We start from the raw sequence: 24906 nt of genomic DNA, 5'->3' as shown, positions 1-24906 counted from the left end.
CAGGAATTCCTTATGCCTGTTTCGATTCTCCGCCGTCCGGCCGGCTCACCCTTCCGCCTCGTCCCGCTGGCCGCCGCGCTGGCCGCCTCGCCCGCTTTCGCCGACAGCTATACGGCGGCGGACTACGCCAGCCTGGTGCAGGCGATCGATGCCGCCAATGCCGCCGACTCGCGCAGCGCGCCGCATACCATCGCGTTGAGCGCCGACATCGTGCTCGACGGCCCGCTGCCGCCGCTGTTCTGCAACGCGACGATCGACGGCCAGGGCCATACGCTCGACGGCGGCGGCCGGCAGCGGCTGCTGTTCGTCGGCGTCGACGCTGCGACGCAGGCCGACCTCGCGCAACGAGTGCCGCAGAGCGCGCTGGCTGCGAGGATCACTCTCGCCGTGCACGACCTGACCTTGTCCAACGGTACCGCCGCCGGCGGCACCAGCGCCGGGCAAGGTGGCGGCGGCCTCGGCGCCGGCGGCGCGCTGTTCGTCAACGGCGCGGCCGACGTGACGCTGACGAACGTCGTCTTCGCCGGCAACCAAGCCATCGGCGGCCCCGGCGGCCAGGGCTCGGTCGCCGGCGGCGGGGGCTTGGGCGGACGTAGCGGTCGCGGCGGTGGCGGCGGAATTTTCGGCGTCGGCGGCAGCAGCGGCGCCGGCCTGTTCGGCAACGGCGCGCTGTCCTACGCCGGCGGCGAGCACGATCCCGGTGGTCCGGGCGGCGGCGGCTACACCGGCAACGGCGGCGACAGCAACAACGCGCTGCCGCAGAACGGCAGCGCCGGGTTGTTCGGATTTTCCGGCGGCGGCGGCAGCGGTGCCGGCGACGGCACGGTCGGCGGCGACGCGGGCGCCGTCGACGGCGGCGGTGGCGGTGGCGGCGTCAACTCGGGCGGCGGTGGCGGTGGCGGTTTCGGCGGGCTGGCCGCGACGGCGTCCGACCCGGACGCCGGTTCGCAAGGCAACGGCGGCAACGGCGGATTCGGTGGCGGCGGTGGCGCTTCCGGCGGCTTCGGCGGCAGCGGCGGACGCGGCGGCTTCGGCGGCGGTGGCGGTTACGGTCCGAACGCGGACGATCCGGACGCGGCCGCCGGCGGCTTCGGCGGCGGCGGCGGTTTCGGTGGTCACGGCGGCTTCGGGGGCGGTGGCGGCGGCTACGGCGGCGCCGGTGGATTCGGCGGCGGTGGCGGCAGCGGCAACGCGGCGGGCGGCTTCGCCGCCGGCGTCGGCGGCAACGCCGGTGCCTTGTCCACCGGCGGCGGCGGCGCCGGCCTCGGCGGCGCGGTCTTCCTGGTCGACGGCGGCACCTTGCGCATCGCGGGCGAGGGAACGTTGTCCGGCAGCCATATCGAGGCGGGCCCGGCCGGCGCCATCAACGGCGACAGCAGAAGCGCGGGCGACGGCAAAGCGTTCGGCGACGGATTCTTCCTGCAGGGCGGCAGCGGCAGCCTGATCCTGTCACCCGGCGACGGCCACACCTGGACCCTCGCCGATGGCGTCGCCGACGAAGCCGACAGCGATGCGACGAGCACGAATCGGCGCGGTCTCAGCGTGGACGGCGGCGGCACCGTCGTGCTGCAAGGCGCCCACAGCTATCTCGGCTCGACCCAACTCGGCGTCGCCACGCTCGAACTCGACGGCAGTCTGGCCGGCGCCGTGGCGGTGACGGCCGGACCGCTGCGCGGCAACGGCGCGGTCGCCGGTCTCAGCGCCGGCGCCGGTGCCACCGTCGCACCCGGCAACGGCGCCGATCCGTACGGCGCACTCGCCGTGCACGGCGACGCAAACTTCGCCGCGAGCGCACGCCTGGCCGTGGTCGCCGATGCCGCGTCTTCCGAGGTCTCGCATTTGAGCGTGGACGCAGCGGCGGTGCTAGACGGAGCGATCGTCGCCGTCGATTTCGGCGGCGGCGTGCCGGCGATCGGCACACGCTACACCCTGCTCGAAGCGGCGTCGGTGTCGTCCGCGAAGACGTCGCTGGCGCTGCCCGCCGGAATCTACGGCAAGCTGGATACCGACGGCGGCCGCCTGCTGCTGGAAATCACCGACCAGCCCGATTCGGACACCATCTTCGCCGACGGATTCGACGGCGGCGCCCCCTAGCCTCGGTCCTCGTCCGGCTGCGGCCGCTCGCGCGTCAGGATCGCCGCCGCGGGCGAATCGCCGACGAGTTTGCCGTCTACGATCGACAGCGCGACGTCCACGGCCGGCCGCTGCACCGCGCGGGTTTTCAGGTCGATGCGGCCGTCGCGGTCGAGCCGCACCAAGCGCACGTCGGCGATCGACAGCGGCTTGCCCGCTGCCAGCTGCGTCGCCGGCCGCCGCGGTAGCACGATCCACGCACCGCCGGCGGAGTCGCCCGAGAGCCGGCCGCTGCCGTCGGCACCGATCAGCAGCGCGCTCTTCTCGTCGACGCCGATGCCGAACACGTTGCCGGCCTTGTGCCCGGCAGCGGGCGCATCGAGCCGCGCGAGGAAGACGATCAGCCGGCCGAGGCGATGGCGCTCGGAGAAATGCGTGTCGGTGATGACCTGCTCGAGGTAGCGGTAGTGCAGAAAATCGCGCTCCAGCGTCACGCCCGCGTCGAACGGATCGGCCAGTGCCACTTTCGATTCCATGCTGCCGCCGTCGAGTGCGCCGTAGCTGTAGCGGCCGAGCACCGCCAGACCGGCGCTGGAGCCGCCGATCGGCCGGTTCGCGGCGACGTGGGCGTCAAGTGCCGCCTGCACCGGCGTGCCCTTCCAATAACGGATGTAGTTGGACTGGTCGCCACCGGCGAGGAAGATGCCGTCGGCGTTCTTCAGCGCGGCGATCACGCGCGCATCGGAGGACGCCTCGCGGTTGTGGAAGACGATCGTCTCGGCCGAGGTCACCGGGCCCCAGTCCTTCACGAACGACTCGCCGTAGTTGCCGTCGTCGGGGTCGTAACTGTCGTCGGCGGTCGCGCGCAGGATCACGATGTGGCCGCCACCCGCGTGCTGGGCGATGAAGCGGAACGCCTCGTTCAACCGCCCGCCGCCGCCCATCAGGGCGAGGCCGAATTGGGTGTGCGCGGCGCGCGGCCGGGACGGATCGCCGCTGACGAAGTAGTCGAAGTTGCGATCGCGGTAGCTGTGCGCCTTCGCTGCGGTATCGGCGCCGGCGGAAGGCGCGAAGGTCGCGGACGCGGCCAGGCACAGCAAGGTGGCGATGACGGAAAGGCGCATGCGGCAGGGTCCTGGTGGCGATGACGGCGACGCGGGCGGCTTTCCGCGCCGATCCGAATCTTTGATTGAGACGAGTCCGGCGCGAATTTTTGAAATGCGCGGCTTGCTTCACCCTCCCCCGCTCGCGGGAGAGGGCTGGAGTGAGGGCAGTCGGGGCGCAGCGCTTCATTGCGATGTCTCCCATAACACTCGCCGCCAGAAGACAGCCGCCGATCCGGCAAACCGGAGGCGCAGGTTTCACGCTATCGTCGGAGCGGGAAGTACCCGCCGCGATTTCAATCCGAGCGCGGCCATTCGTCTTGGTTTGCACGCAGCATGACGGACCCCAGCTTGAATCCGGCGAGCAGCCAGCACGAAACCGAGCGCACAGGTCCCGTCGCGGGCGCCGCAGCGGCGCATGCGGCGCAGGTGGCGCGCCTGTTCAGCGAGCACAACCGCACCCTGATCGCGTTCCTCTCCAGCCGTCTCGACTCGATCGCCGAGGCGCAGGAAGTCGCGCAGGAAGCCTATGTGCGCCTCTTGCGTCTGGAACACCCCGAGCAGGTCGGCTTCCTGCGCGCCTATCTGTTCCGCATCGCCTCCAATCTCGCCGTCGACCGCCTGCGCCAGCGCAACGCACGCGCCGACACGGCAGCGGACGAGCCGCTGGCCGAGTTGTTCGAAGACTGGCTGACTGCGCCCGCGCCCGATCGCCGCGTGCTGGCGGCCGATCAGTTGCGCCTGGTGCGCGAGGCGCTGCGCGAGCTGCCGCGCAAGACCAGCGCCGCCTTCGTCATGCACGCGATCGAAGGCCGCGGCTTCGACGCGATCGCGCGGACGATGCAGCTCAGCGAACGCATGGTGCGCTACCACGTGGCGCGCGCGATGGCGCATTGCCGCGAGCGCCTGGATGCCGAGGAGACGCTCTGACATGGACCGAAACCGCCCCGACCCGAATTCCCCCAAGGCGCTGCACGGCGCCGCCCACTGGTGGGTGCAGCTGCGCGATCCGCGCCGCGACGCGCGCACCGAACAACAATGGCTGCAATGGAGCGGCGCCGACGCGCGCCATCCCGACGCGTTCGCGCGCGTCAGCGAACTCGGCGCCCAGCTCGGCGCGCTCGACGCCGAAACCCGGCAAAGTTTCGTGCGCGAATTCGCGCCGGCGCCGCCGCGGCGCTGGTGGCCGTTCGCACTCGCCGCCTCGTTCGTGCTCGCCGCCGTCAGCGCCGGCGTGCTGCTGCGCGAGCATCTGCGCGCCGACGCGGTCGAAAGCGCCAGCTACGCCACCGCGGTGGCGGCCGATCGCGACATCGCCTTGCCGGACGGCTCGCAGATCGCGCTCGGCGGCGCCACCCAGCTGACCATGCGCTACACGCGCGCGCGCCGCGACGTCGACCTCGGCGCGGGCGAGGCGTACTTCCAGGTCGCGCACGACACCGCCCGGCCGTTCATCGTCGCCGCCGGCAAGATCTCGATCCGCGCGGTCGGCACCGCCTTCAACGTGCGCCGCACCGGCGAGCGCGTCACCATCGCGGTCGCCGAAGGGCGCGTGCGGGTGGCGGGCAGCGGCGGCACGGCGATCGGCAAGGTCGCCGCGGCCGATGCGCTCGAAGCGGTGGCCGGCCAGCAGATCTCCTTCGATCCGCACGCGTCCGGCCTCACCGTCAGCGCGATCTCGCCGACGCGCGCCGCCAGCTGGCGCGAGCATCGGCTCGAATTCGTCAACGAACCGCTCGATTCGGTGATCGCCAACATCAACCGCTATTCGACGCGTCCCTTGATGCTCACCGACGCGCGGCTCGGCGCGTTGGCGTTCACCGGCACGGTCGATCCGGGCGCGCTCGATGGCTGGCTGCGCGCGCTGCCGAAGGTCCTGCCGGTGCGCGTCGGCGGTGATGCCGCGCAGGTGACGATCTCGGCGGCGCACGCGGCGCGCTGAAGCGTTCCGTCCGCGATTTACCAGGACTGCTGAAAGCCGGCGGATGCGCGCGTTGGCGCGCACGACGCCGGCGACTTCGCTCCGATCGCGACTCCACCGAGCGCGCATTTCAAAATCCGGCCGATGATCCGTCATGGCTCTCGAGCCGCGCCGTTGCCGCGGCGACGGGGATGTTCATGGGCAATCGCGCGGTTTCGCCGCACAAGGTACTTTCGTTTCTCCTGACCGTCGTGCCGCCGCTCGCCGCGCTGCCGTTCGCGGTCACGGATGCGCGCGCGCAGAGCGCACCGGCGGCGGTCGATTTCGCGATCGCGCCGCAACCGCTGGCCAGCGCGCTGATCGAATACTCCAAGCAAGCCCACGTGCAGGTGCTGACCGCCGGCGCGAACCTCGAGAACGCGCAATCGCCCGGCGTCAGCGGCAAGCACAGCGCGGCGACCGCTCTGCACAAGCTGCTGCAAGGCACTGCGTTCGGTTCCGAATTCACCGATGCGAGCACGGTCGTGGTCAAGCCGGCGGCGCCGCGGCCGGCGACGGCGGAGCCGGCGGCGAAGGCGGCCGCACCGAAGAAAAACGACGATCCGCCGCAGGAGCCGCCGGCCGAGTTGCAGAAACTCACCGTCACCGGCTCGCATATTCCGCGCGCCCAGGTCGAAGGACCGGCGCCGATCACCACCATCACCTCCGACGACATCCGCCGCGCCGGCTTCGGCAGCGTGCCCGACGTGCTGAAGTCCTTGACCCAGAACGGCGGCGAGACACAGAGCCAGCAGTCGGCCAGCGGCGCGCACTTCACCCCCGGCGCGGCCCAGGTCGACCTGCGCGGACTGGGTCCGAATCACACCCTGGTGCTGGTCAACGGCCGCCGCATCGCGGATTTTCCGTTTCCGTTCCAGGGCACCAGCAATTTCACCGACGTCGCCAGCATTCCGCTGGCGATGATCGATCGCGTCGAAGTATTGAGCGGCAGCGCTTCGGCGATCTACGGCTCCGACGCGATCGCCGGCGTGGTCAACTTCATCCTCAAGACCCAAGTCGACGGCATCGCGCTCGACTATCGCGCCGGCACCACCGAGCACGGCGGCGGCAGCTCGAACCGGCTGCAACTGGCCAGCGGCTGGAGCGCCGGCGATTTCAGCATGGTGCTCGGCGGCGAACTGCTCGACCAGAAGCCGCTGTGGGCCTACGACCGCAACATCCAAGATTCCACCGCCGACAATCCGACCACGGCCGCGCCGCTCGGACGGCGCACCTTCCTGCGCTACGACCCGATCGAGGACATGTACGTCGATCCGGGCCGCGCGACCTGCGATGCGCTGTCGTGGCTCAACCGCGGCAGCACCTACTACGCCAGCCGCCCCAACTACGGACTGCCCGACGGCGAAGGCGGCTACGGCCCCGGTTATTTCTGCGGCAGCGACAAGTCGATCGGCTACGGCACCATTCTGAGCAAGCGGCGCAGCGCGAACTTGTTCACGTCGCTCAACTATCGCTTGAACGACAGCTTCAACTTCTTCACCGACCTGCAGTACGGCTACTCCAACACGAAGGTGTTCCGCGACGTGCTGGCGTGGGATTTCCAAGACGCCAACGGCAGCTCCGACGGCGTCTTCTTCAATCGCCGCACCGGCGCGCTCGATTCGTGGTCGCGCCAGTTCACGCCGGAGGAAATGGGCGGGCTGGAGAACGGCTACATCCGCAACGTCTCGCACAACTACACCTTGACCAGCGGACTCAAAGGCTTGATCGGCGAGTCGGACTGGTCCTACGAGGCGAGCTTCAACCACTCCCAATACACGGCGAAGGCGAAGTTTCCGGCGATCATCGCCGGCCGCGCCAACGATCTGTATCTCGGCCCGCAGCTTGGCGTTGACGAGGACACCGGCTATCCGATCTTCGACGCCGATCCAGCGCGCCTGTACCGGCCGCTGACGCCGGCCGAATACGCCTCGATTTCGTCGAACATCGTCGACAAGGCGAAGTCGCGCGCCGAGAACTGGTCGCTGACTTTGAACAATCCGTCGCTGTTCGAGCTGCCGGCCGGGCCGGTCGGCTTCGCCCTGGTCGGCGAGTTCGGCAACCAGGCGTACGAGATCAATCCGGACCAGCGCGCGCTGGTGCCCTACTTCTACAGCATCCAGGAAGTCACCGGCGCCGGCTCGCGCTCGCATTGGGGCACCGCGTACGAGTTCCGCGTGCCGGTGTTCGAATCGCTGCTGTTGAGCACCGCCGGCCGCTACGACAAGTTCGAGTACGGCCAGGGTGGCGACGGCAAGTTCACCTGGAGCCTGGGCCTGGAATGGCGTCCGTTCGACAGCCTGCTCGTGCGCGGTTCGGCCGGCACCGGCTTTCGCGCGCCGGATCTGCATTACTTGTTCGCAGGTCCGAGCGGCTTCCACACCAACCAGCCCGATTACTATCGCTGCCGCACCGAAGAGCCGGACGAGCCGATCGGCGACTGCTCCTACGGCGATGAGACCATCCTCGGCCGTCGCAACGGCAACCAGAAGCTCGAAAGCGAAACCAGCAAGTCGGCCACCTTCGGCTTCGTCTATTCGCCGGCCTCCAACATCGACTTCAGCATCGACTACTTCAACATCCGCATGAGCAATGCGGTGCTCGATCTGAATATCAATACGCTGTTGCAGACCGAAGCGGACTGCCGCATCGGCCAGACCGCCAACGGCACGCCGATCGACATCAACTCGCCCACCTGCCAAGCCGCGATCGCGCGCGTGCGCCGCTACGCCGCCGACAATCCAGTCAACCCGAACGGACTCGAAGCGGTGTCGGTCAATCCGATCAACGTCGCGCGCGAGCGCACCTCGGGACTCGACCTCGCCGGCCACTACCGGCTCGACACCGACCGCCTCGGCAGCTTCGATTTCCGCCTCGGCTACACCCTGGTCATCAAGCACGAATCGCAGCAGTACCCGGGCGATCCGACCGTCAACCAGTTCGACGTCGACAGCGGTTACGACATCCCGCGCACCAAATCCAGCGCGACCGCGACCTGGACCTACGACCGCTTCACCACCACCCTGCACGGCCAGCGCCTCGGCCACCTGCCCAACTACGACGAAGACGGCCGCATCAACGCCAGCACCTTGTACAACGCGACCATCGGCTATCGCTTCAACGATCGCGCGCGCCTGACCTTCACCGTCGACAATCTGTTCGACACCAAACCACGTCGCGACAAGGGCTACGCCTCGTACCCGTACTACGACATTTCCTGGTTCGACGCGGTCGGGCGGCAGTTCTTCGTCGACTTCAACTATCGCTTCGGCGGCAGCGAACCCTGACGCGTTCGCGCATCGTCGTCGCACGCACGCGCGACGACGATGCAGACAAATGCGGTGGCTTGGGCGCACACTTCGCGGCTTTCCGCCGCCGTGATACGCCATGCGTGATCTGACTACCGGTTCCATCACCGATCATCTGCTGCGGCTGGCCGCGCCGATCGCGATCGGCATGCTGTTCCAGACCCTGTACGTGCTGGTCGACTTGTACTTCGTCGCGCAGATCGGCGATGCCGCGATCGCCGGCGTCGCCACCGCGGCCAACGTGCAATTCGTCGTGATGGGACTGAGCCAGGTGCTCGGCGTCGGCGCGATGGCGCTGATCGCACAAGCAGTCGGGCGCAAGGATCAAGCCGACGCGAACTTGATCTTCAATCAGAGTCTGCTGCTGGCCGCCTCCTTCGCCGCGTTCACCCTGATCGCCGGCTACGGTCTGGTCGATGCCTACACGCGCGGACTCGGCGCCGACGAAGCGACGCGTGCGGCCGGCACCACCTACCTGCATTGGTTCCTGCCCGGCATGGCCTTGCAGTTCGCGCTGATCGCGATGGGCTCGGCACTGCGCGGCACCGGCCTGGCGCAGCCGGGCATGATCGTGCAGGTGCTGACGGTCGTGTTGAACGCGCTGCTCGCGCCGATCCTCACCGCCGGCTGGTTGACCGGACGGCCGTTCGGCGTCGCCGGCGCGGCGCTGGCCAGTTCGATCTCGGTCGCCGTCGGCGTGGTGATGATGGTGGTGTACTTCGTGCGGCTGGAGAAGTACGTCGGCTTCGACACCAAGCTGTTGCGCCTGCACCTGCCGACCTGGAAGCGCATCCTGCGCATCGGCCTGCCGCCGGGCGGCGAGTTCCTCATCCTGTTCCTCTACATCGGCCTGATCTATTGGCTGATCCGCGGTTTCGGCGCGCACGCGCAAGCCGGCTTCGGCGTCGGCTCGCGCGTGATGCAGGCGATCTTCCTGCCGGCGATGGCGATCGCATTCGCGGTCGCGCCCTTGGCCGGACAGAACTTCGGCGCAGGTCTGATGCACCGCTTGCGCGAGACCTTCCGCAACGCGGCACTGATCGGCAGCGCGCTGATGCTGGCCCTGACCCTGCTCTGCCAATGGCGGCCGGATGTGCTCGTGCGCATATTCACCGCCGACGCCGAAGTGGTCCGCGTCGGCGCCGAATTCCTCGGCATCATCTCGTGGAACTTCGTCGCGCAAGGCCTGATCTTCAGCTGCGCCGGCATGTTCCAGGCGCTCGGCGACACCTTGCCGTCGCTGTACGCGAGCGCGACGCGCGTGGTGATCACCGCGATCCCGGCGCTGTGGTTGTCGTCGCGTCCGGGCTTCGAGCTGCGCCAGCTGTGGTATCTGTCGGTGATCACGGTCAGCGTGCAAGCGCTGCTGTGTCTGTGGCTGCTGCGCCGTGAGATGCGCCGCCGCGCCGTCGTGCCGCCGGTCGCCGCGTCCGCTTGAGGACGCGGCGCGTTTACAGCGTCGCGCGAATCGTCGCCGCCAACAGTGCCGGCGCCCGCGCGGGATCGACGCCGTCGTCGTCGACGATCACGTCCGGCCGCACCGGATTCGCGCAGCCCGAACCCGACGGCCGGATGAAGACGCGGCTCGGCGTGAACGCTCTGAGCCCCGTCTTCGGCATCGCGATGTCGGTGACGCGTCCGGTCTGACAGCCGAGTGCACCGCTCTCGCGTCCGGCGATTTTGGCGATGCCGAAATCCTGCGCGGCGACCACGAACTGGATCGCCGCCGAATAGGTGAACGGCCCTTTCAGCACGTAGACGGGACCTGCGAAACGCAGCGGATTGTGCGCCGACGGCGTGATGCGCTTGTCGTACGCGCTGCGGCGCACATCGCCGGCGCGCTCACCCGGCTTGACATCGTCGGCCGGCACGCGCTTGGCGAAGCCGGACACGTGGATGTACGGCTTGTCGGTGAGGTATTCCATCAAACCGTTCTGCCACAGGTCGTCGTCGCCGCCGGCGTTGTCGCGCACGTCGACGATCAGCGCGCGGATGCCTTGCGCCTTGAACTCGGCGAACGTTTTCTTGCTGAATGCGGCGAAGTCCTCGCGATACTCGGCGCCGAAACTGCCGGCCTTGAGATAGCCGATGCCACCCTCGAACACGGCACTGGAAAATTCGTTCGCGGCCGAGCGCGAGGGCGGTACGTCGCTGCCGAGCAGGGTGAGCAGCTGCGGACACGCTCCCGGCGCCGCCGTTTCAACGACGTAGCGTTCGGTATCGCCGTACAACATCCAGTACAACAGGGCGAAGCGCCGCGCGACCAGCGCGCGGCGGAACTCCGGCGTATCGCCCTCGGTACGCTCCAGCATCGCGGCGACGATCTCGTCGGCGCTGCGGCCGTTGATCGCGAGGACGCGGCTGCCGGTCGGAACGGCTTGCGCCATGGCCGCTGCGCGCACGCGCAGGCCGCCGTCGTCGGCGAAAGCGACCTCGAACGGCAGCAGGCGCCCGCCGCCGCGCTGGTAGTCGGCCGCGCGCTGGCGGTAGTCCTTGATCAGCAGGCCGCTGTGGCCGTCGCGCAGGAACGGGGTCAGACGCGCGAACGACTGCCACGCCTGGCGCTCGCTCATCGGTGCGACCAAGCCGGACTCGATTTCGCTGCGCATGCGCTCGAATCCGGGCCGGTCGATGCGCAGCTCGGGATCGGCGTTCACCTCGCGCAAGCCGGCCAACCAACCGGCGAAGTCGGAGCGCAAATCCGCGGCGGAAATCAGCGCGCCTTCCTGCAAGCGCGGCGGCGGCAAGGCTGCCAGCGCGGCGCGCGGGTCGAGCACGGCGCAGCTAGTCGCATCGGCGCGCGTGGGCGTGGTTCTGCTCGCACAGGCGCCGAGCAGAATCGCCGCGGCGAACGCGACGGCGAGTTTCAAGATGGAAAGATCAGGCACGACGCAGACTCCTTTTCTTCGCTGGCGGCGCGGCGGTCGCGCGCTCGGTGAGCGGACGGCGCTGCAGACGTTGCATCGCCTCTTCCAGCACGGCGATCAGATCGACGCCCATTTCCTCGAACAGCTCGCGCATCGCCGCCGCGCTCGCCGCGGCGAGCTTCTCGATGCGCGCGATCTCGGCGCGGCCTTTCGCGGTCAGACGGTACGGCCGGCGGCGGCCGTCGGCCGGATCGGCGCTGCGTTCGATCAGTCCGAGGCGTTCGAGTGGCGCCAGCCGCGCGGCCAGCAGCTGATGCGGCTGGTCGTCGCTGCGCGCCATCTCGGCCAGCGTGGCCGGGCCGCGCTTGGCCAGATACAGCATCGCCGAATGGGTGTGCTCGGGCGCGACGATGTCGAGCCGTTCGGCTTCCTGCGCGGTCTGCCGGCAAATCTGGTCGCACAGGCGCGCCGCCAGATGGGCGACGAAGGCCGGTCGCAACTCGCCGAGAAAGGCCAACGGGGCTTCGCTCATGGCAACTCCAAATAATTGCGCAATTTTATGCGCAATTATTTGCATGAATCAAGCCCCACTCGCGTGGCGGCCGAGCGAGCTAGCCGGATGATTTCAGCGCGGGCGCTGCGCTTCGCCTTCGTCGCGCAGGCTGAACGGTGTGAAGTGCGTGCCGCGGTCGTACACGTCGATGCCTTCGCGGCGCTTGAGGAAGCCGACCACGGCGTAGGTCACCGGCGTCAGCACGACTTCCACCAGCACCTTCATCGTCCAGTTGAACGCGATGACCTTGAGAATGGTTTCGCCTTCCCACACGCCGATGAACGCGATCGGGTAGAAGGTCAGGCTGTCGATGCCCTGCCCGACCATGGTCGAGCCGATCGTGCGCGTCCACAGCCAACGGCCCTGCGTCCACAGTTTCATCTTCGCCATCACGAACGAATTGGCGAAGTCGCCGAGCCAGTAGGCGATCATCGAGGCGAGCACGATGCGCCAGGTGGTACCGAACGCGACTTCCAACGCCGGCTGCAACTGCACGTTGTACGGCTCGCTCGGACTCGGCGGCATGACCAGGATGACCCAGGTCATGAAGCTGGCGAACAGGAGTCCGCCGAAGCCGGCCCAGATCGCGCGGCGCGCGCGCGAGTAGCCGTACACCTCGGTCAGCACGTCGCCGAAGATGTAGCTGACCGGGAAGAACAGATTGCCGACGCCGAAACTGAGCGCGCCGAGCAGGGGCAGATCGATCGTGCCGACCTTGGCCGGGCCGATCAGGTTCGAGCACAGCAGCACGGCGACCATGCCGCCGACCAGAAGATCGTAGTAGCGAAAGCCGCGAACGCTCGCGGCAGCGGATGGATTCATCGTCGGCTCCGGCTCGGACGTGCGATGGTAGCGACCGCGTCGGCGCTTGCGAATACGCACGGCCGTAGCAAGATTGATTCGCGCGACGAGATGCTCGAAACATCGCGCCTCTCCCGCTTGCGGGAGAGACGGAACCGCAGGCGCTCAGCGCCCCACATCCGCCGTCGCGCGTCCGATCGCCACCGCCGCGGGCGGCTTGACCAACTCGTCCGGAATCGCACGCTCCATCGCCAGCGCTCGCGCATGCGCCAGCGCACTGCGCCAGGCCTCTTGTTGACCGAGCGCGTGATACAGGCGCGCTTGCAGCAAGGCACTGCCGAAATCGACCTCGGCATATCGCGCGAGCTGACCGACCACGGGCGCTGCGCGGATCAACTCGCCGCGTGCGATCAGCGAAGTCGCCCACGATTGCGCCACGTCGGCGACGTCGGCCGGCACGTTCTGCGCATTCGCCGCGCGCAAGGCGTCTTCGTAGGCGCGGTCGGCCTCGGCGTAGCGGCGTTCTGCGGCGGCTTGCTCGGCCGCGGCGAGGCGTGCGTGGATCTGGAAGGTGGTATTGCCCGATGGCGCGGCCCAGGCGGCGTAGCTCGAGGTCAGCTTGCCCGCTTCGGCGAGACGGTCCTGCGCATGCAGCGCGCGGATCGCGAGGAACCAGGCTTCCGAACGCGCGCTGGCGAATTCCGGTGCGCTCAAGTTCTCCATCGTCGGCGCGCTGAGCGCGAAGGCCGCGGCCGCGCGGCCGCGCGCGAGTTCGAGCACGGCGCGCTCGTTCGCAGTCAACGCGGCGAGTTCGGCCTCGCGCGCCGGATCGATGCCGCGCGCGAGTTCGCCGAGCAGCATGTCGGCGTCGCTCCAGCGGCCGTTGTCGACCAAGGCCTGCGCGCGCCGCAACTTCAACAGATGTTCGAGATCGGGGCTGGGCAGCTTGCCGAGCAGAGCCAGGCTGCGCTGGCTGACCGCGAGCGCCTCGAGCGGCTGCAGCAGCACGCGATGCGCGACGACCTGGTTCGCCAAGGCGGTGACCCACTCGCTGGAAATGCCGAAGCGTTCGAACTGACGCTCGGCGCGCTGGAAGCTTTCGAGCGCGTCGGCCGGATGATTGCGCACGCCGTTGAGTGCGCCTTCGTTCAATTCGACCTGAGCCAGGCTGAGCGCATCGCCGGCCAGCTGCAGCGCGATGCGCGCCTGCGCGAAATCGGCCATCGCCGCATCGACCTTACCCTGCAACGCGCGCGCGACACCGCGGCGCATGTGCGTCTTGCCGAGCAGGGCCGCCTCGCCGCGACCTTCCAACGCGCTCAGCGCGCTGCCGAGCGCCGTTTCCGCTTCCGCCGCGCGGCCGAGCCGCACCAGCATCGCGCCGCGGCTGCTGGCGATGCTCGCGCGCAGCACCGGATCGCTCTCCGGCGGCACTTCGGCGAGCAAGCGCGATAGATCCTGTTCCGCCACGTCGAAGCGCCCGGCACCGGCTTCGACCTGAGCCAGACGCAGGCGCAGCGGCGGTGTGCGGCGCTGCTCGGCCGGCGCCGATTGCAGCAGGCGCCGCGCGCTGTCGAGGTCGTCGGCGAGCAGGGCGGCGTCGACGCGCGAGAGCAGTTCTTCCGAGGGCAGCGAGGCCGGCACCGGTGCCTCGCCCTGCTTGCGGCCGAGCAGATCGAGCAGACGCTCGCTCGCCGCGCGCGCGGCCGCGATCGCGTCGCTGCCGTTCGCGGCGACCTCGCGCGCAGGCGGGTCGCGGTCCTGCAATTCCAAGCCGACGATCCAGCCTTGATCGGTGCGACGCGCGCTCGGCAGCACCAGATAGCGCGGCTTCAACGCGGCGCGCACCGCCGCCGGTGCTTGCGCCGCGTCGCCGTCGGCACGCAGCGCCGACACTACGTTCTCGCTCGGCGCGACGGTTTGCCCGGCCGCACGCAAGCGCGTGGCGACGAATTCCATCATGCCCAGGCGCAGCCACGAGAATTCCGCGCCGGCGTCGACCTGCGCGGGAAGTACGACGATCGTGTCGGTCGCGATTGCATCGGATGCACTCGCCGGTAGCGTCGCCACTGCGTTTTTTGCCGCCGGCGGCTCTGCGCGTTCGCGCCAGAACCCGAACGACAACGCGGCGATCGCCGCGACTGCCGCCAGCGCGTAGACCAACGTGCGCCAACGCACAGTCGCGCGTCGCGGTGCGACTTCGCTCAGCGTTTCGCGCGCCGGCGCGACGACCGGCGCCGCGTCCGCGATCTCCTCGTCGACGACGCCGACCTCGGCGACCCAGCGATAGCCGAAGCCGGCGACGGTGCGGATCGTGTGCTGCGCGTCGCCCGAATCGCCGAGCGCGCGGCGCGCTTTCAGCATCGCCTGGCCGAGCTGGCTGTCGGCCGTGTCCGCCCTGCCCCACACCGCCGCCATCAGCTCGTCGCGGCCGACCGCGCGTTCGCGATGCTCGAGCAAATACGCGATGCAGTCGAAGATCTTCGGCGACAACTGCAGCAGCCGGCCCGCCTCGCGCAGTTCGCGCGCGGCGAGATCGATCTCGAAGTGATGGAAACGCAGGCGCTGACTCACCCGCGCGAGGGTAATGTCCTCGCGCGGGTGTGACCAGGGCGCGCGGTCATGTGCGCGCGCCGCAATCGGATCGAGTCCGCGCCACGCCGAAGCCTGCCTCAGCGCGGCTTCCATCGCGCGTTCAATCGAAGCCGTCGGCGAACACTCGATCGGGCACGCCGGCGTCGCGGGCGCTGAAGTAGCCGCCTTGCGAACCGGCGTAGTACAGCAGCGGCGCGCCGGTCTTGGACAAGGCGAGCTCGGCCGGCATGCCGGCATTGTCCAAGCCGCTCGCGAACGAGACGAAGCTCGCGCCGCGATCGGTCGAGCGCTGCACGCGGTCGCGGCTTTCGAGCGCGATGTACAACGTTTGCGCGTCTTCCTGGTCGCAGGCGATGTCGCGCACCGCGTTGCCGGTCCAGCCGGTCGAGGTCCAGGTGCCGCCGGCGTCGCTGCTGGTGTAGATCGTGCTGCTGCTCCAGGAGTCGTACACCGACAGATACACGACGCCCGGATTGGCACGCGAGGAGCACAACCGCGGCGAGCGTGCGAAGGTCGGCAAGCCGTTCAAGGCGACATCCCAGTTCAAGCCGCCGTCGGTCGAGCGCACCGCGCCGCCGGCTTGCGCGGAGTCGGAGCCGTCGTAGGCGCCGACGATTTCGGCGCCGGCGCGGCCGGGCACGAATTCCAGATTCACCACTTTGTCGAAATCGTTGCCCGCATAGGCCTTATCCCAATTCTGACCGGCATCGGCCGAACGCCACACCGTGCTGGCCCAGCCGGCCACGCCGAAGTCGCCGCCGCCGAGCAGGATCAGGTTCGCATCGTCCGTACCGAAGGCGATGCTGAAGAGATCCGATTCGTACAAGTCGCCTTGATCGGGACCGAGGCTGGTCCAGCTGCCGTCGCTCTCGCGCCGATACAGACCTTCCGGCGCGATCGTGGAGGGTCCGGTGGAGAGCGCGTACAAAGTGCCGTCGGGTGCGTAGCGCACCGTGCTGTAGCGCGTCGGCGGCGCGCTAGCCGGAGTCCAGCTGGCGCCGCCGTCGGCCGAGGTCAGGATGCCGCCGGCATTGTTGCTCTGGAACGCGACTGCGAGCTGGTTCGCATCGGTCGGGCTGGTGTCGATCGCGAGCAGGTTGAACTCGGAAATGCCGATCGAGGCCGCGGCGAAGTCGGTGCCGCCGTCGACGGAGCGGTAGACGCCGAGCGAACTCGCGCCGAGCAGGAGCTGGGTCGACGAATTCGGCGCGAAGCGCAGCGATTGCGCCGAAATCTGCCCGGTGCCGCCGATCGCGGTCTGCCAGGTAGCGCCGCCGTCGCTCGTGCGGTTGATGCCGGCGCCGTCGGTGGCGACCAGGATGGTCTGCGCGTCGCTGCGGTCGACCGCGATGTCGGTGACCACTGCCAGCGGCCAGCCGGCGTCGTCCATGCGCGTCCAGTTCGCGCCGAGATCGTCCGAGCCGTACAGGCCGACATAGGACTGACCGAACAGCTGACCGCCGCCGACCAGAAGGCGCGCGCCGGCGATGGCGGCCGCGCGCAAGGGACGACCCGACGGCAGGCCGCTGCTGCGATCGGTCCAGTTCGCGCCGCCGTCCGTGCTGACCCACACCTCACCACCGCCGAGCGCGCCGCCGAACGCGGCGAGTACGGTGTTCGAATCGGCCGGATCGAGCGCGATCACGTTGCAGCTCATCGGCATGTGCGGCGGTGTCTTGTCGGTCCAGGTGAGGCCGCGGTCGGCCGAGCGCAGCACGTTGGCGCCTTGGTTGCCCTGCGCGTCGGCGACGCCGGCCCAGACCACGGCCGGATCGGCCGGATCGAGCGCGACGTCGAGCACCTGCTGGTTCGGTCCGATGCCGAGATCGCGCTGAGTCCAGGTCGCGCCGCCGTCGCTGCTGCTCCAGACGCCGTTGTCGGTGGCGAGATAGACGTCGGCGCCGCTGCCGAATTCGATGTCGTACACGCTGCGGCCGTCGAGCGCGGTGACGCGCGACCAGGTCGCGCTGTCGTCGGTGGAGCGGTACAACGTGCCGCCGGTGCCGGCGCCGCTGGTCGGCGCGATGCCGGCGAGGACCAGGCCGGGCGTGCTCGGCGACGCGGCGACGTCGGCGACATCGCCGCCGTAGGGTCCGAGCAAATGCCAATCCGCCGCCGTATGGCCGCGCGGTGCCGGCGCGTCCGAAGCGGCTCGTGCTGTGGGCGGCAACAACGGGCGAGCGCCGGACCAGTCGCCGGCACCGGCGCGCGTGGCGTCGAAACTCGATCCGCCGGCAGCGGAAACGGCCGACGACGCCAGCACCGTACCGGCGAGTGTGGCGATGAGAGGCAAACTGCGAATGCTCATGTAGGAACCCCCAAGGTTTGTATCGTTCTAATCGCCGACGAAGGCGCGAGCCGCGGCGTCTCGCCGTGATCGCCACGACGGTGTCCGTGAGGGTGCGGACAAAAGCGCAGACGCGCGTTCGGCAAGTGTTTGCAACGTGTTTTCGATATGTTTTCGACGGATCGCAAAATCGTTTGCCGGACGAATTGCGCCGATACGTTCAGGAAACCGCGGTTGCATGCGCCCGCGCCGCGCTCGATCATGCTTGAACGTCCATGGAGGATGACCCTGATGTCCCTGATGCCGAAAACCGCCGCCACGCTCGCCGTAGCCGTAGCCCTGTCGTTCAGCGCGTCCACCACGCGCGCCGCCGAAACCCGTCTGATCGACACGCCGATCGACTCCACCCAGCGCACCGCTCTGTCCGGCCATCGCGTCGGCTGGGCCGACGCCGCCAACGATCGCGGCGAAGTGCCGGCCGCGACCGCGCTGAACCAGCTGCACCTGGCGCTGAAGCGTTCGCCCGAACGTCAGCAAGCTTTCGACGCCTACTTGCGCGAACAGCGCGACCCGACCTCGCCCAACTACCAGCGCTGGCTGACGCCGAGCGAAATCGGCGAGCGCTTCGGCGCGAACCAGAGCGACATCGACGCCGTCTCGGGCTGGCTGCGCAGCCAGGGCCTGCAGGTCGACTCGGTGTCCAACAATCGCCTGCGTGTTCAGTTCAGCGGCAGCGCGGCGGCGGTCGCCGCAGCATTCGGCACTCAACTGCGCTACTACCAGACTCAGGCCGACGAGAAACGCATGGCGCCGACCGCCGAGCCGCAGATACCGACCGCGCTGGCGGGTGCAGTCGAGTCCGTGCTCGGCCTCGCCCCGGCGCGCTTCCAGCGCCAGTACCGAAGCGGCGACGTGCGCAGCGCAAGCGCCGGCGCGCAACCGGCAATGACCAACTGCGACGGCAGCGACTGCTCGCATTTCGTCACGCCCGGCGACTTCGCCAAGATCTACAACCTGCCGTCGACGTACAACGGCAGCGGCCAGACCATCGCGATCCTCGGCCGCGCCCGCGTCTACAACGCGGATATCCAGAACTTCGGCGCGCGCACCAACGTGACGATGAAGATGCCGACCGTGATCGTGCCGCCGGACGGCGTCGATCCGGGTCCGGCGGCGACCACCTGCTCGACCACCGGCACGCCGAGCTGCAGCAACCCCAGCGACGTGGTCAAGGACCAGAGCGAGGCGACTCTGGACGTGACACGCGCCGGCAGCGTGGCGCCCGGCGCCGACATCAAGCTGGTCGTCAGCGCGGCCAAGGACAACGTCGACGGCATCAACTACGCGATCGATTACGCGATCGACCACGAGCCCTTGGTGGCGAACATCGTCAGCATCAGCTTCGGCTCCTGCGAAGGCGCCAATTCGCAGGCGACCGCGAACGCGCTCGACCAGCTGTTCGCGCAAGGCGCGATGCAGGGTCAATCGATCTTCGTCTCTTCCGGCGACGCCGGCGCGGCCGATTGCGCCGACTACTTCAAGCCGCCGACCAGCGGCCTCAGCCGCAGCATCAACGTGATCTGCTCGTCCGGCCACGTCACCTGCGTCGGCGGCACCAGCTTCGGCCTCGGCACCGAGCAGTACTGGAGCACATCCAACAGCACCGGATTCGTTTCCGCCACCGGCTACATTCCGGAAGGCGCCTGGAACGAACCGATCGACCGCAGCGGCAACTTCCAGGTCGCCGGCACCGGCGGCGGCGTCAGCGGCTACATCGCCAAGCCGGCGTGGCAGACCGGTCCCGGCGTGCCCACCGGCGCCGGCCGCAAGGTGCCGGACGTCTCCTTCGGCGCCTCGACCAAGAACGGCTACTTCGATTGCATGGCCGCCTCGCAAGGTTCCTGCGCGGTCGGCAGCGACAACCGGTTCAACTTCCTGGTCTCCGGCGGTACCTCGGCGTCGGCACCAAGCATGGCCGGCGTCACCGCGCTGTTGAACCAGAAGCAAGGTTCGGCGCAAGGCAATCTGAATCCGACCCTGTACACGCTCGGCGCCAGCTCCGCCAACGGCGTCTTTCACGACGTCACCGTGCAGAGCAGCGGCGTCAGCAATTGCGCGATCGGTACGGCGAGCCTGTGCAACAACACGCTGCCGAGCGCGAATTCGCTGTCCGGCGGCCTGCAAGGCTACGCGGTCGGCGCCGGCTACGACCTCGCCACCGGCCTCGGTACGATCGACGTCGCCAACCTGCTCGCGCGTTGGAGCGCGGTGCCGAGCGCGGTCAATCTCGACCAGCACGGTCTGACCGGTTCCTGGGCGGATTTCTCGACCCAGAACCAAGGCCTCGTGCTCGAGGTGTATCCCGACTTCTACGGTGCCGGCAAGGGCATGCTGTTCGGCGGCTGGTTCACCTACGACATCGTCGCCAGCGGCGGGCTGCGCTGGTACACCGTGCAGGGGCAAGTCGACAGCAGCGCATCCAGCGCGACGGTGCCGATCTATTCGACCGAAGGCGGCCGCTTCAACGCCTCGCAAGCGACCACCACCAATCCGGTCGGCTCGGCGACCGTGCAGTTCGGCGACTGCTCGCACGGCAAACTCGACTACAGCTTCAGTGACGGCAGCGGCCGCAACGGCACGCTCGACCTGACCCGATTGACCGCGCCGGTGACCTGCTCGGCCAGCGGCAACAACGGCAATCCGGCCTCGAACTATCTCTTGTCCGGCGCCTGGGGCGGCGGCGGTCACGGGCTGGTGTTCGACATCAACCCGATCCAGAACGTGTTCTTCGCGGCGTGGTACACCTTCGCCGTCAACGGTCAGGCGAACAGCGGTCCGGCGGCGCAGCGCTGGTTCACCCTGCAAGCGACGATGACGCCGGGCACGCGCACGCTGCAAAACATACCGATCTACCTCTCCAGCGGCGGCGCGTTCGACCAGAACGTGCCGACCACGATGACCACCATCGGCTCGGCCGATATCGTGTTTCACAGCTGCGGCAGCGCGACCCTGACCTACACCTTCCAAAGCGGCAGCGGCTACCCCAGCGGCACGCTGAACCTCGCGCGCGTCGGACCGATCCCGGCCGGCTGCACGCTCTGAGTCGCGTTCGACGGCCGCCGCACCTCGCGGCGGCCGTCGCCGTCTGGCCCGCCGACGCGCCGGCGAAGTATCCTCAGCGCCCTCGCGCCGGCACCGTGCCGGCCGTCAACGCAGGTGTCCCATGGGCAGAGGCCCGAGCATCGAGAATCGCAAGAACGCCGAGGACGCACGCCGCGGCAAGATCTTCACCAAGCTGATCCGCGAAATCACCATCGCCGCGCGCGGCGGCGCCGATCCGGCCGGCAACGCGCGTCTGCGCGTGGCGATGGACAAGGCACTGTCGGCGAACATGTCCAAAGACACCATCGAACGCGCGATCAAGCGCGGCTCGGGTGCCGACGGCGCCGACAACATGCAGGAAATCCGCTACGAGGGTTACGGCCCTTCGGGCGTCGCGCTGATCATCGACACGATGACCGACAACCCGGTGCGCACCGTCTCCGACGTGCGCCACGCGCTGTCCAAACACGGCGGCAACCTCGGCACCAGCGGCTCGGTCGCGTTCCAGTTCCAGCGCATCGGCGAACTGGTGTTCGACACCGCTGCGCCCGGCGCGGAAGACAAGCTGCTCGAAGTCGCGCTCGACGCCGGCGCCGACGACGTGCAGAGCGCCGACGGCCGCAGCACCGTGCTGTGCGCGCCGGACAGTTTCGAAGCGGTGAAGAAGGCGCTGACCGCCGCCGGCTTGACGCCGCTCGACGCCGACGTCGTGATGCGCCCGGAAAACCGCGTCGCGGTCAGCGGCGAAGCGGAAGAAACCCTGCGCGATCTGCTCGATTGGTTGGACGAGCTCGACGACGTGCAGGAGGTCTACCACAACGCGGCGCTGCCGGCGGCATGAGCGAAGACGAGTCCGTCCTCGGGCGCGACTCGCCACCGCCCGATGCAGTCGTCGCCTGGGGCGAGCTGCCCGATCAGGTCGCCGACCTGCGCTACGGGGATGCGCGCGCCGCACGACGGCCCTTGCTCGCGCTCGTGCACGGCGGCTTTTGGCGTCCGCAGTACGACCGCGCGCACACCGGCCCGATGGCGACCGCGCTCGCGGCCGCGGGCTGGACCGTCGCTGCGCTCGAATACCGCCGCGTGCCGGGTTCGCCCGATCTCAGCGTCGGCGATGTGCGCGCCGCGCTCGCCGCGCTGCCGGCATTGACCGAGGGCCACGACGGCGACGTCGTCGCGATCGGCCATTCGGCCGGCGGCCATCTCGCCCTGCTCGCGGCGGTGCAGCCGCCGACGCCGCGATTGCGCGGCGCCCTCGCGCTGGCGCCGGTGGCCGATCTGCGCCTGGCGCAGGAGCTGCAGCTCGGCGGCGGCGCGGTGCGAGCGTTTCTCGGCGGCGATGCCGCCGCGCGCGCCGACCTCGATCCGTCGCGGCTGGCGGCGCCGCGCATCGCGACCACGATCCTGCACGGCGAAGACGACGCCACCGTGCCGCTCGCGCTGGCGCAGGCGTATTTCGAGCGCCAGCCGCAACTGCGCTTCGTCGCGCTGGCCGGCTGCGGCCACTACGAGCCGATCGACCCGCTCAGCCGCGCATGGCCGCGCGTGCTGGCCGAAATCGAACGCTTGAGCCCGGCTCAGTCCGCGCCGTTGGCGTAGAGCTGGACGATCTCGTACAGGAACCGGCGTCCGTCCAGCAGCGACTTCACGCGGATGCGTTCGTTGAGCCCGTGCGCGCGGCTGCCTTCGGCGTCGTGGAACATGCCCGACAATCCGTAGGTTGGCGTGCCGGCTGCGTTAAGAAAACGGCCGTCGGTGGCGCCGGTCGACATCGTCGGCACCACCGCGACGCCCGGCCAGATCGATTCGGCGACCTTGCGGATCGGCTCCAGCATCTGCGGTGTCAGCGTCGGCACGCGCGATTTCGCGCCGGGATCTTCGGTGCCGCTGATCGCGATGCCGTCGTCGCCGATCGCATGCGCCAGCGTGTTCTTCACCGTTTCCATCGGCACGCCGGGAAGGATGCGGCAGTTCACGTTCGCACGCGCGCGTTGCGGCAGCGCATTCGGTGCGTGGCCGGCCTGCACCATGGTCGCGACGCAGGTCGTGCGCAGCATGCTGTTCCAGCCCGGATTGAGCGCCCACAGACGCTCGGCGGCGGCTTCATCGGGCGGCTCACGCAGGACCGCCTTGATGTCTTCGACGGCCGCGTTCGGTGCCAGTTCGAGCTGCGCTTTGAAGTAGGCGCGCGTGACCTCGTTGAGCTGGATCGGGAAACGATACGCGCCGACCTTCTCCAGCCCCGCGGCGAGGCGGTAGATCGGATTGCTCGGCTTGGGGCGCGAACTGTGGCCGCCCGCGTCGGTGATCTCGAGCGTAAAGTCCTGATACGCCTTCTCGCCCGCCTGGACCTGCAGCGCGACCGGCTTGCCGGCCGCGTCGAGTTCGCCGCCGGCGCCTTCGTTCAAAGCGAATGCGGCCTTCAACGTGTCGGGATGCTGCTCGATCAGCCACGACACGCCGTTGAAGGTTTCCGACGTCTCTTCACCGCAGGTCAAGGCGAGCTTGATGTCGCGGCGCGGCTTGAAGCCGGCCTTGCGGTAGCGGATCAGGCTGTCGACGAACACCGCCGCCATGGCTTTGTCGTCGCTGGCGCCGCGCGCGTAGAACCAGCCGTCTTCCTCGGTCAGCTTGAACGGATCACGCTGCCAGTCCTCGCGGTGCGCCTCGACCACGTCGATGTGCGCGAGCAACAGGATCGGCGCCGCCTTCGCATCGCTGCCGCGATAGGTCGCGAGCAGGTTGCCGTCCTTCGGCCGCTGCGGCGGCACCAGCACCTGCACGTCGGCCGGCGCCAGACCGCTGGCGAGCAGGCGCCGCTTCATCGCATTGGCCGCTTCGGTGCAACTGCCGACCGACAGCGTCGTATTGATCTCGACCAGCTCTTTGTACAGCGAACGGAACGCCGCTTCGTCGGCGGCGGGCGCCGCCACGACGCTGCCGCTTCCCATCGCCATCGCGACGGCTATCGCGATCCGCTTGCACGCCTTACTCATCGCCGGCCCTCGCTTCGATCAAACGTCGAGGGTGGAACGGCGCCGGCCAAACATCAATAGGACCAATGGCGCAGGCGGCGGCGAATTGCTGCGCCGTTGCTTTCGCCTTTCCCTCTCGCGCTTGCGGGAGAGGGGAAGGCTCGGCTTTCGGTGTATGACTCGAGCGAACGCCTAGCGCCGCTTGGAATCCTGCAACAGCACCTCGCGCGCAGCCGCGCGCAGGCGCTCGAGCGGCACGTCGGTGAGATCGGGCGCGGCAGCGGTGACGCCGTGCGTGCCGAGTTCCTCGCGCAAGGCAGCCAGCACGCGCTTGTTGGCGTAGGTGTGCGGCGACTCCTTGTCGTCGCTCTGGCTGGCGGCGAAACGTTGCAACAGTTCGGTCGTGGTCGTGCGCGACATCCACAGCTCGGTGAACTTGGCGCGGTACTCCAACTCCCAAGCCTCCAGTTTGGGGAAGCGCTTGAGATCGGAGAAATGCTGCGTCTCGTGGCCGAGCAGGCTGGCGCGGAAGCGGTCGGAATCGAGCTTGCCGTCGAACCAGGGCACGACCGCGTAGATGCGGTCGTCCGCCGCCCAGCCGCCGGCCGAACCGCGGCCGCAACGTGCGTAGTAGCTCCAGCCGCGGCTGACGAAATCGTCGAGCAGCTGCGCATCGACGCGAAATTCGCTGTCGGGCAAGACGACGCGGTAGGGCTTGGTGGTCTCTTTGCGCCAGACCATCAGCTCGCGCAGCGGCGGCGTGCGACCGAGCTGCGAATGGAAGCCGTGTTCGCGCAGACGCTGGCCCAGGCGTTCTTCCACGACATCCCATTCTTGATCCGCTTTGCCCAGGTCGGGGCTGCCCTGATGAGAGTCACCGAGCAGACCGCGCAGCTTCTGCAGCAAGGCGGCATCGAGCGCATCGCGCGTGGCCGGCGCCTTCAACGCGTGCCACCAGTAATCCTGGTACGTCGCCAGCAGCTCGCGCACGAACGCGTCCGTGACCGCGCCGGCCAGATACGGCGGCGTGTCGCGCTGGAAGCGACCGAACAGGCAGGCGCGATAGTCGGCGTCGACGCCGGCGAATTGATCCGCCGCGACCGAGCCGACCGCTTCGAGCGTGCGCGAGGCATCGCCTTGCAGCGCCGCGCTGGTCGACGCGTCGATCGCCTGCCGCGCGGCCGGCGTGGTCGCCGGTTCGATCGCCGCCGCGGCGAGCGGCAGGCACAGGAAACACACCAGCGTTTTCGTCCAAGACGACGCGTGTCGCATCGTTTTCTTC

16 protein-coding genes are annotated in these 24906 nt (G+C 69.0%); 8 read left to right on the top strand and 8 right to left on the bottom strand.

Annotation, left to right across the window (positions count from 1 at the left end; genetic code table 11):
- Positions 1–12 precede the first annotated feature (12 nt).
- On the top strand, positions 13–2094 hold the full coding sequence (locus tag AC3QL3_RS08210) for a hypothetical protein (protein WP_492897891.1): 2082 nt from the start codon (positions 13–15) through the stop codon (positions 2092–2094).
- On the opposite strand, the gene AC3QL3_RS08205 is transcribed toward AC3QL3_RS08210, so the two are convergent.
- Positions 2091–3197 (bottom strand): cyanophycinase, encoded by a 1107-nt coding sequence (locus AC3QL3_RS08205; RefSeq protein WP_492897890.1) that lies wholly within the window; start codon positions 3195–3197, stop codon positions 2091–2093. The genes AC3QL3_RS08210 and AC3QL3_RS08205 overlap by 4 nt on opposite strands.
- 315 nt (positions 3198–3512) lie before the next feature.
- Between AC3QL3_RS08205 and AC3QL3_RS08200 the strand changes: the two genes are divergently transcribed.
- The 4 genes from AC3QL3_RS08200 to AC3QL3_RS08185 all read left to right on the top strand — a co-directional run bounded on the left by AC3QL3_RS08200 (position 3513) and on the right by AC3QL3_RS08185 (position 9882).
- The gene (locus tag AC3QL3_RS08200) at positions 3513–4106 is read left to right on the top strand and encodes an RNA polymerase sigma factor (protein ID WP_492897889.1); all 594 of its coding nucleotides are present in this window, start codon (positions 3513–3515) and stop codon (positions 4104–4106) included.
- Between the two features lies 1 nt (position 4107).
- Positions 4108–5118 carry a FecR family protein gene (locus AC3QL3_RS08195; protein WP_492897888.1) on the top strand — a complete coding sequence of 337 codons (1011 nt, stop codon included), beginning with the start codon at positions 4108–4110 and terminating at the stop codon, positions 5116–5118.
- Positions 5119–5294: 176 nt separating this feature from the next.
- Positions 5295–8423 (top strand): TonB-dependent receptor, encoded by a 3129-nt coding sequence (locus tag AC3QL3_RS08190; RefSeq protein ID WP_492897887.1) that lies wholly within the window; start codon positions 5295–5297, stop codon positions 8421–8423.
- 100 nt (positions 8424–8523) lie between these two features.
- Positions 8524–9882 (top strand): MATE family efflux transporter, encoded by a 1359-nt coding sequence (locus AC3QL3_RS08185; protein ID WP_492897886.1) that lies wholly within the window; start codon positions 8524–8526, stop codon positions 9880–9882.
- A 13-nt stretch (positions 9883–9895) separates the two neighbouring features.
- Here AC3QL3_RS08185 and AC3QL3_RS08180 read toward each other — a convergent pair whose 3' ends face one another.
- The 5 genes from AC3QL3_RS08180 to AC3QL3_RS08160 form a co-directional block, all read right to left on the bottom strand.
- Complete coding sequence (locus AC3QL3_RS08180; RefSeq protein WP_492897885.1) at positions 9896–11332, bottom strand: S41 family peptidase; 1437 nt, start codon at positions 11330–11332, stop codon at positions 9896–9898.
- Positions 11325–11843, bottom strand: coding sequence for a MarR family winged helix-turn-helix transcriptional regulator (locus AC3QL3_RS08175; RefSeq protein WP_492897884.1), 519 nt, complete (start codon positions 11841–11843; stop codon positions 11325–11327). The genes AC3QL3_RS08180 and AC3QL3_RS08175 overlap by 8 nt, the downstream gene beginning before the upstream one ends.
- 93 nt (positions 11844–11936) lie before the next feature.
- Complete coding sequence (locus tag AC3QL3_RS08170) at positions 11937–12686, bottom strand: queuosine precursor transporter (RefSeq protein ID WP_492897883.1); 750 nt, start codon at positions 12684–12686, stop codon at positions 11937–11939.
- A 144-nt stretch (positions 12687–12830) separates the two neighbouring features.
- Positions 12831–15239: a winged helix-turn-helix domain-containing protein gene (locus tag AC3QL3_RS08165; RefSeq protein WP_492897882.1), complete on the bottom strand. Its 2409-nt coding sequence runs from the start codon at positions 15237–15239 to the stop codon at positions 12831–12833.
- Positions 15240–15360: 121 nt separating this feature from the next.
- The gene (locus AC3QL3_RS08160; RefSeq protein WP_492897881.1) at positions 15361–17568 is read right to left on the bottom strand and encodes a WD40/YVTN/BNR-like repeat-containing protein; all 2208 of its coding nucleotides are present in this window, start codon (positions 17566–17568) and stop codon (positions 15361–15363) included.
- 270 nt (positions 17569–17838) lie between these two features.
- On the opposite strand from AC3QL3_RS08160, the gene AC3QL3_RS08155 reads away from it, so the two are divergent.
- The 3 genes from AC3QL3_RS08155 (at position 17839) to AC3QL3_RS08145 (ending at position 22248) form a co-directional block, all read left to right on the top strand.
- A complete protein-coding gene (locus tag AC3QL3_RS08155; protein WP_492897880.1) occupies positions 17839–20649 on the top strand; it encodes a S53 family peptidase in 2811 nt (936 codons plus the stop codon).
- Between the two features lie 121 nt (positions 20650–20770).
- Positions 20771–21490 (top strand): YebC/PmpR family DNA-binding transcriptional regulator, encoded by a 720-nt coding sequence (locus tag AC3QL3_RS08150; protein WP_492897879.1) that lies wholly within the window; start codon positions 20771–20773, stop codon positions 21488–21490.
- Positions 21487–22248, top strand: a complete 762-nt coding sequence (locus tag AC3QL3_RS08145) for an alpha/beta fold hydrolase (protein ID WP_492897878.1) — start codon at positions 21487–21489, stop codon at positions 22246–22248. The genes AC3QL3_RS08150 and AC3QL3_RS08145 overlap by 4 nt, the downstream gene beginning before the upstream one ends.
- Here AC3QL3_RS08145 and AC3QL3_RS08140 read toward each other — a convergent pair.
- Together AC3QL3_RS08140 and AC3QL3_RS08135 are read right to left on the bottom strand one after the other, a co-directional pair.
- Entirely contained in the window at positions 22227–23645 is a 1419-nt protein-coding gene (locus AC3QL3_RS08140; RefSeq protein WP_492897877.1) for a M20/M25/M40 family metallo-hydrolase, read from the bottom strand. The genes AC3QL3_RS08145 and AC3QL3_RS08140 overlap by 22 nt on opposite strands.
- Positions 23646–23816: 171 nt before the next feature.
- Positions 23817–24896, bottom strand: coding sequence for a hypothetical protein (locus AC3QL3_RS08135; RefSeq protein ID WP_492897876.1), 1080 nt, complete (start codon positions 24894–24896; stop codon positions 23817–23819).
- Positions 24897–24906: the final 10 nt, after the last annotated feature.

Source organism: Dokdonella sp. GW821-FHT11D02 (genome assembly GCF_058808595.1).
This window is presented reverse-complemented; position numbering and strand designations above follow the sequence as displayed.

Excerpts from the sequence above, each read along its gene's own strand:
- AC3QL3_RS08210 (WP_492897891.1), top strand. The coding sequence starts at position 13 with ATGCCTGTTTCGATTCTCCGCCGTCCGGCCGGCTCACCCTTCCGCCTC.
- AC3QL3_RS08205 (WP_492897890.1), bottom strand. The coding sequence starts at position 3,197 with ATGCGCCTTTCCGTCATCGCCACCTTGCTGTGCCTGGCCGCGTCCGCG.
- AC3QL3_RS08200 (WP_492897889.1), top strand. The coding sequence starts at position 3,513 with ATGACGGACCCCAGCTTGAATCCGGCGAGCAGCCAGCACGAAACCGAG.
- AC3QL3_RS08195 (WP_492897888.1), top strand. The coding sequence starts at position 4,108 with ATGGACCGAAACCGCCCCGACCCGAATTCCCCCAAGGCGCTGCACGGC.
- AC3QL3_RS08190 (WP_492897887.1), top strand. The coding sequence starts at position 5,295 with ATGGGCAATCGCGCGGTTTCGCCGCACAAGGTACTTTCGTTTCTCCTG.
- AC3QL3_RS08185 (WP_492897886.1), top strand. The coding sequence starts at position 8,524 with ATGCGTGATCTGACTACCGGTTCCATCACCGATCATCTGCTGCGGCTG.
- AC3QL3_RS08175 (WP_492897884.1), bottom strand. The coding sequence starts at position 11,843 with ATGAGCGAAGCCCCGTTGGCCTTTCTCGGCGAGTTGCGACCGGCCTTC.
- AC3QL3_RS08170 (WP_492897883.1), bottom strand. The coding sequence starts at position 12,686 with ATGAATCCATCCGCTGCCGCGAGCGTTCGCGGCTTTCGCTACTACGAT.
- AC3QL3_RS08160 (WP_492897881.1), bottom strand. The coding sequence starts at position 17,568 with ATGAGCATTCGCAGTTTGCCTCTCATCGCCACACTCGCCGGTACGGTG.
- AC3QL3_RS08155 (WP_492897880.1), top strand. The coding sequence starts at position 17,839 with ATGTCCCTGATGCCGAAAACCGCCGCCACGCTCGCCGTAGCCGTAGCC.
- AC3QL3_RS08150 (WP_492897879.1), top strand. The coding sequence starts at position 20,771 with ATGGGCAGAGGCCCGAGCATCGAGAATCGCAAGAACGCCGAGGACGCA.
- AC3QL3_RS08145 (WP_492897878.1), top strand. The coding sequence starts at position 21,487 with ATGAGCGAAGACGAGTCCGTCCTCGGGCGCGACTCGCCACCGCCCGAT.
- AC3QL3_RS08140 (WP_492897877.1), bottom strand. The coding sequence starts at position 23,645 with ATGAGTAAGGCGTGCAAGCGGATCGCGATAGCCGTCGCGATGGCGATG.
- AC3QL3_RS08135 (WP_492897876.1), bottom strand. The coding sequence starts at position 24,896 with ATGCGACACGCGTCGTCTTGGACGAAAACGCTGGTGTGTTTCCTGTGC.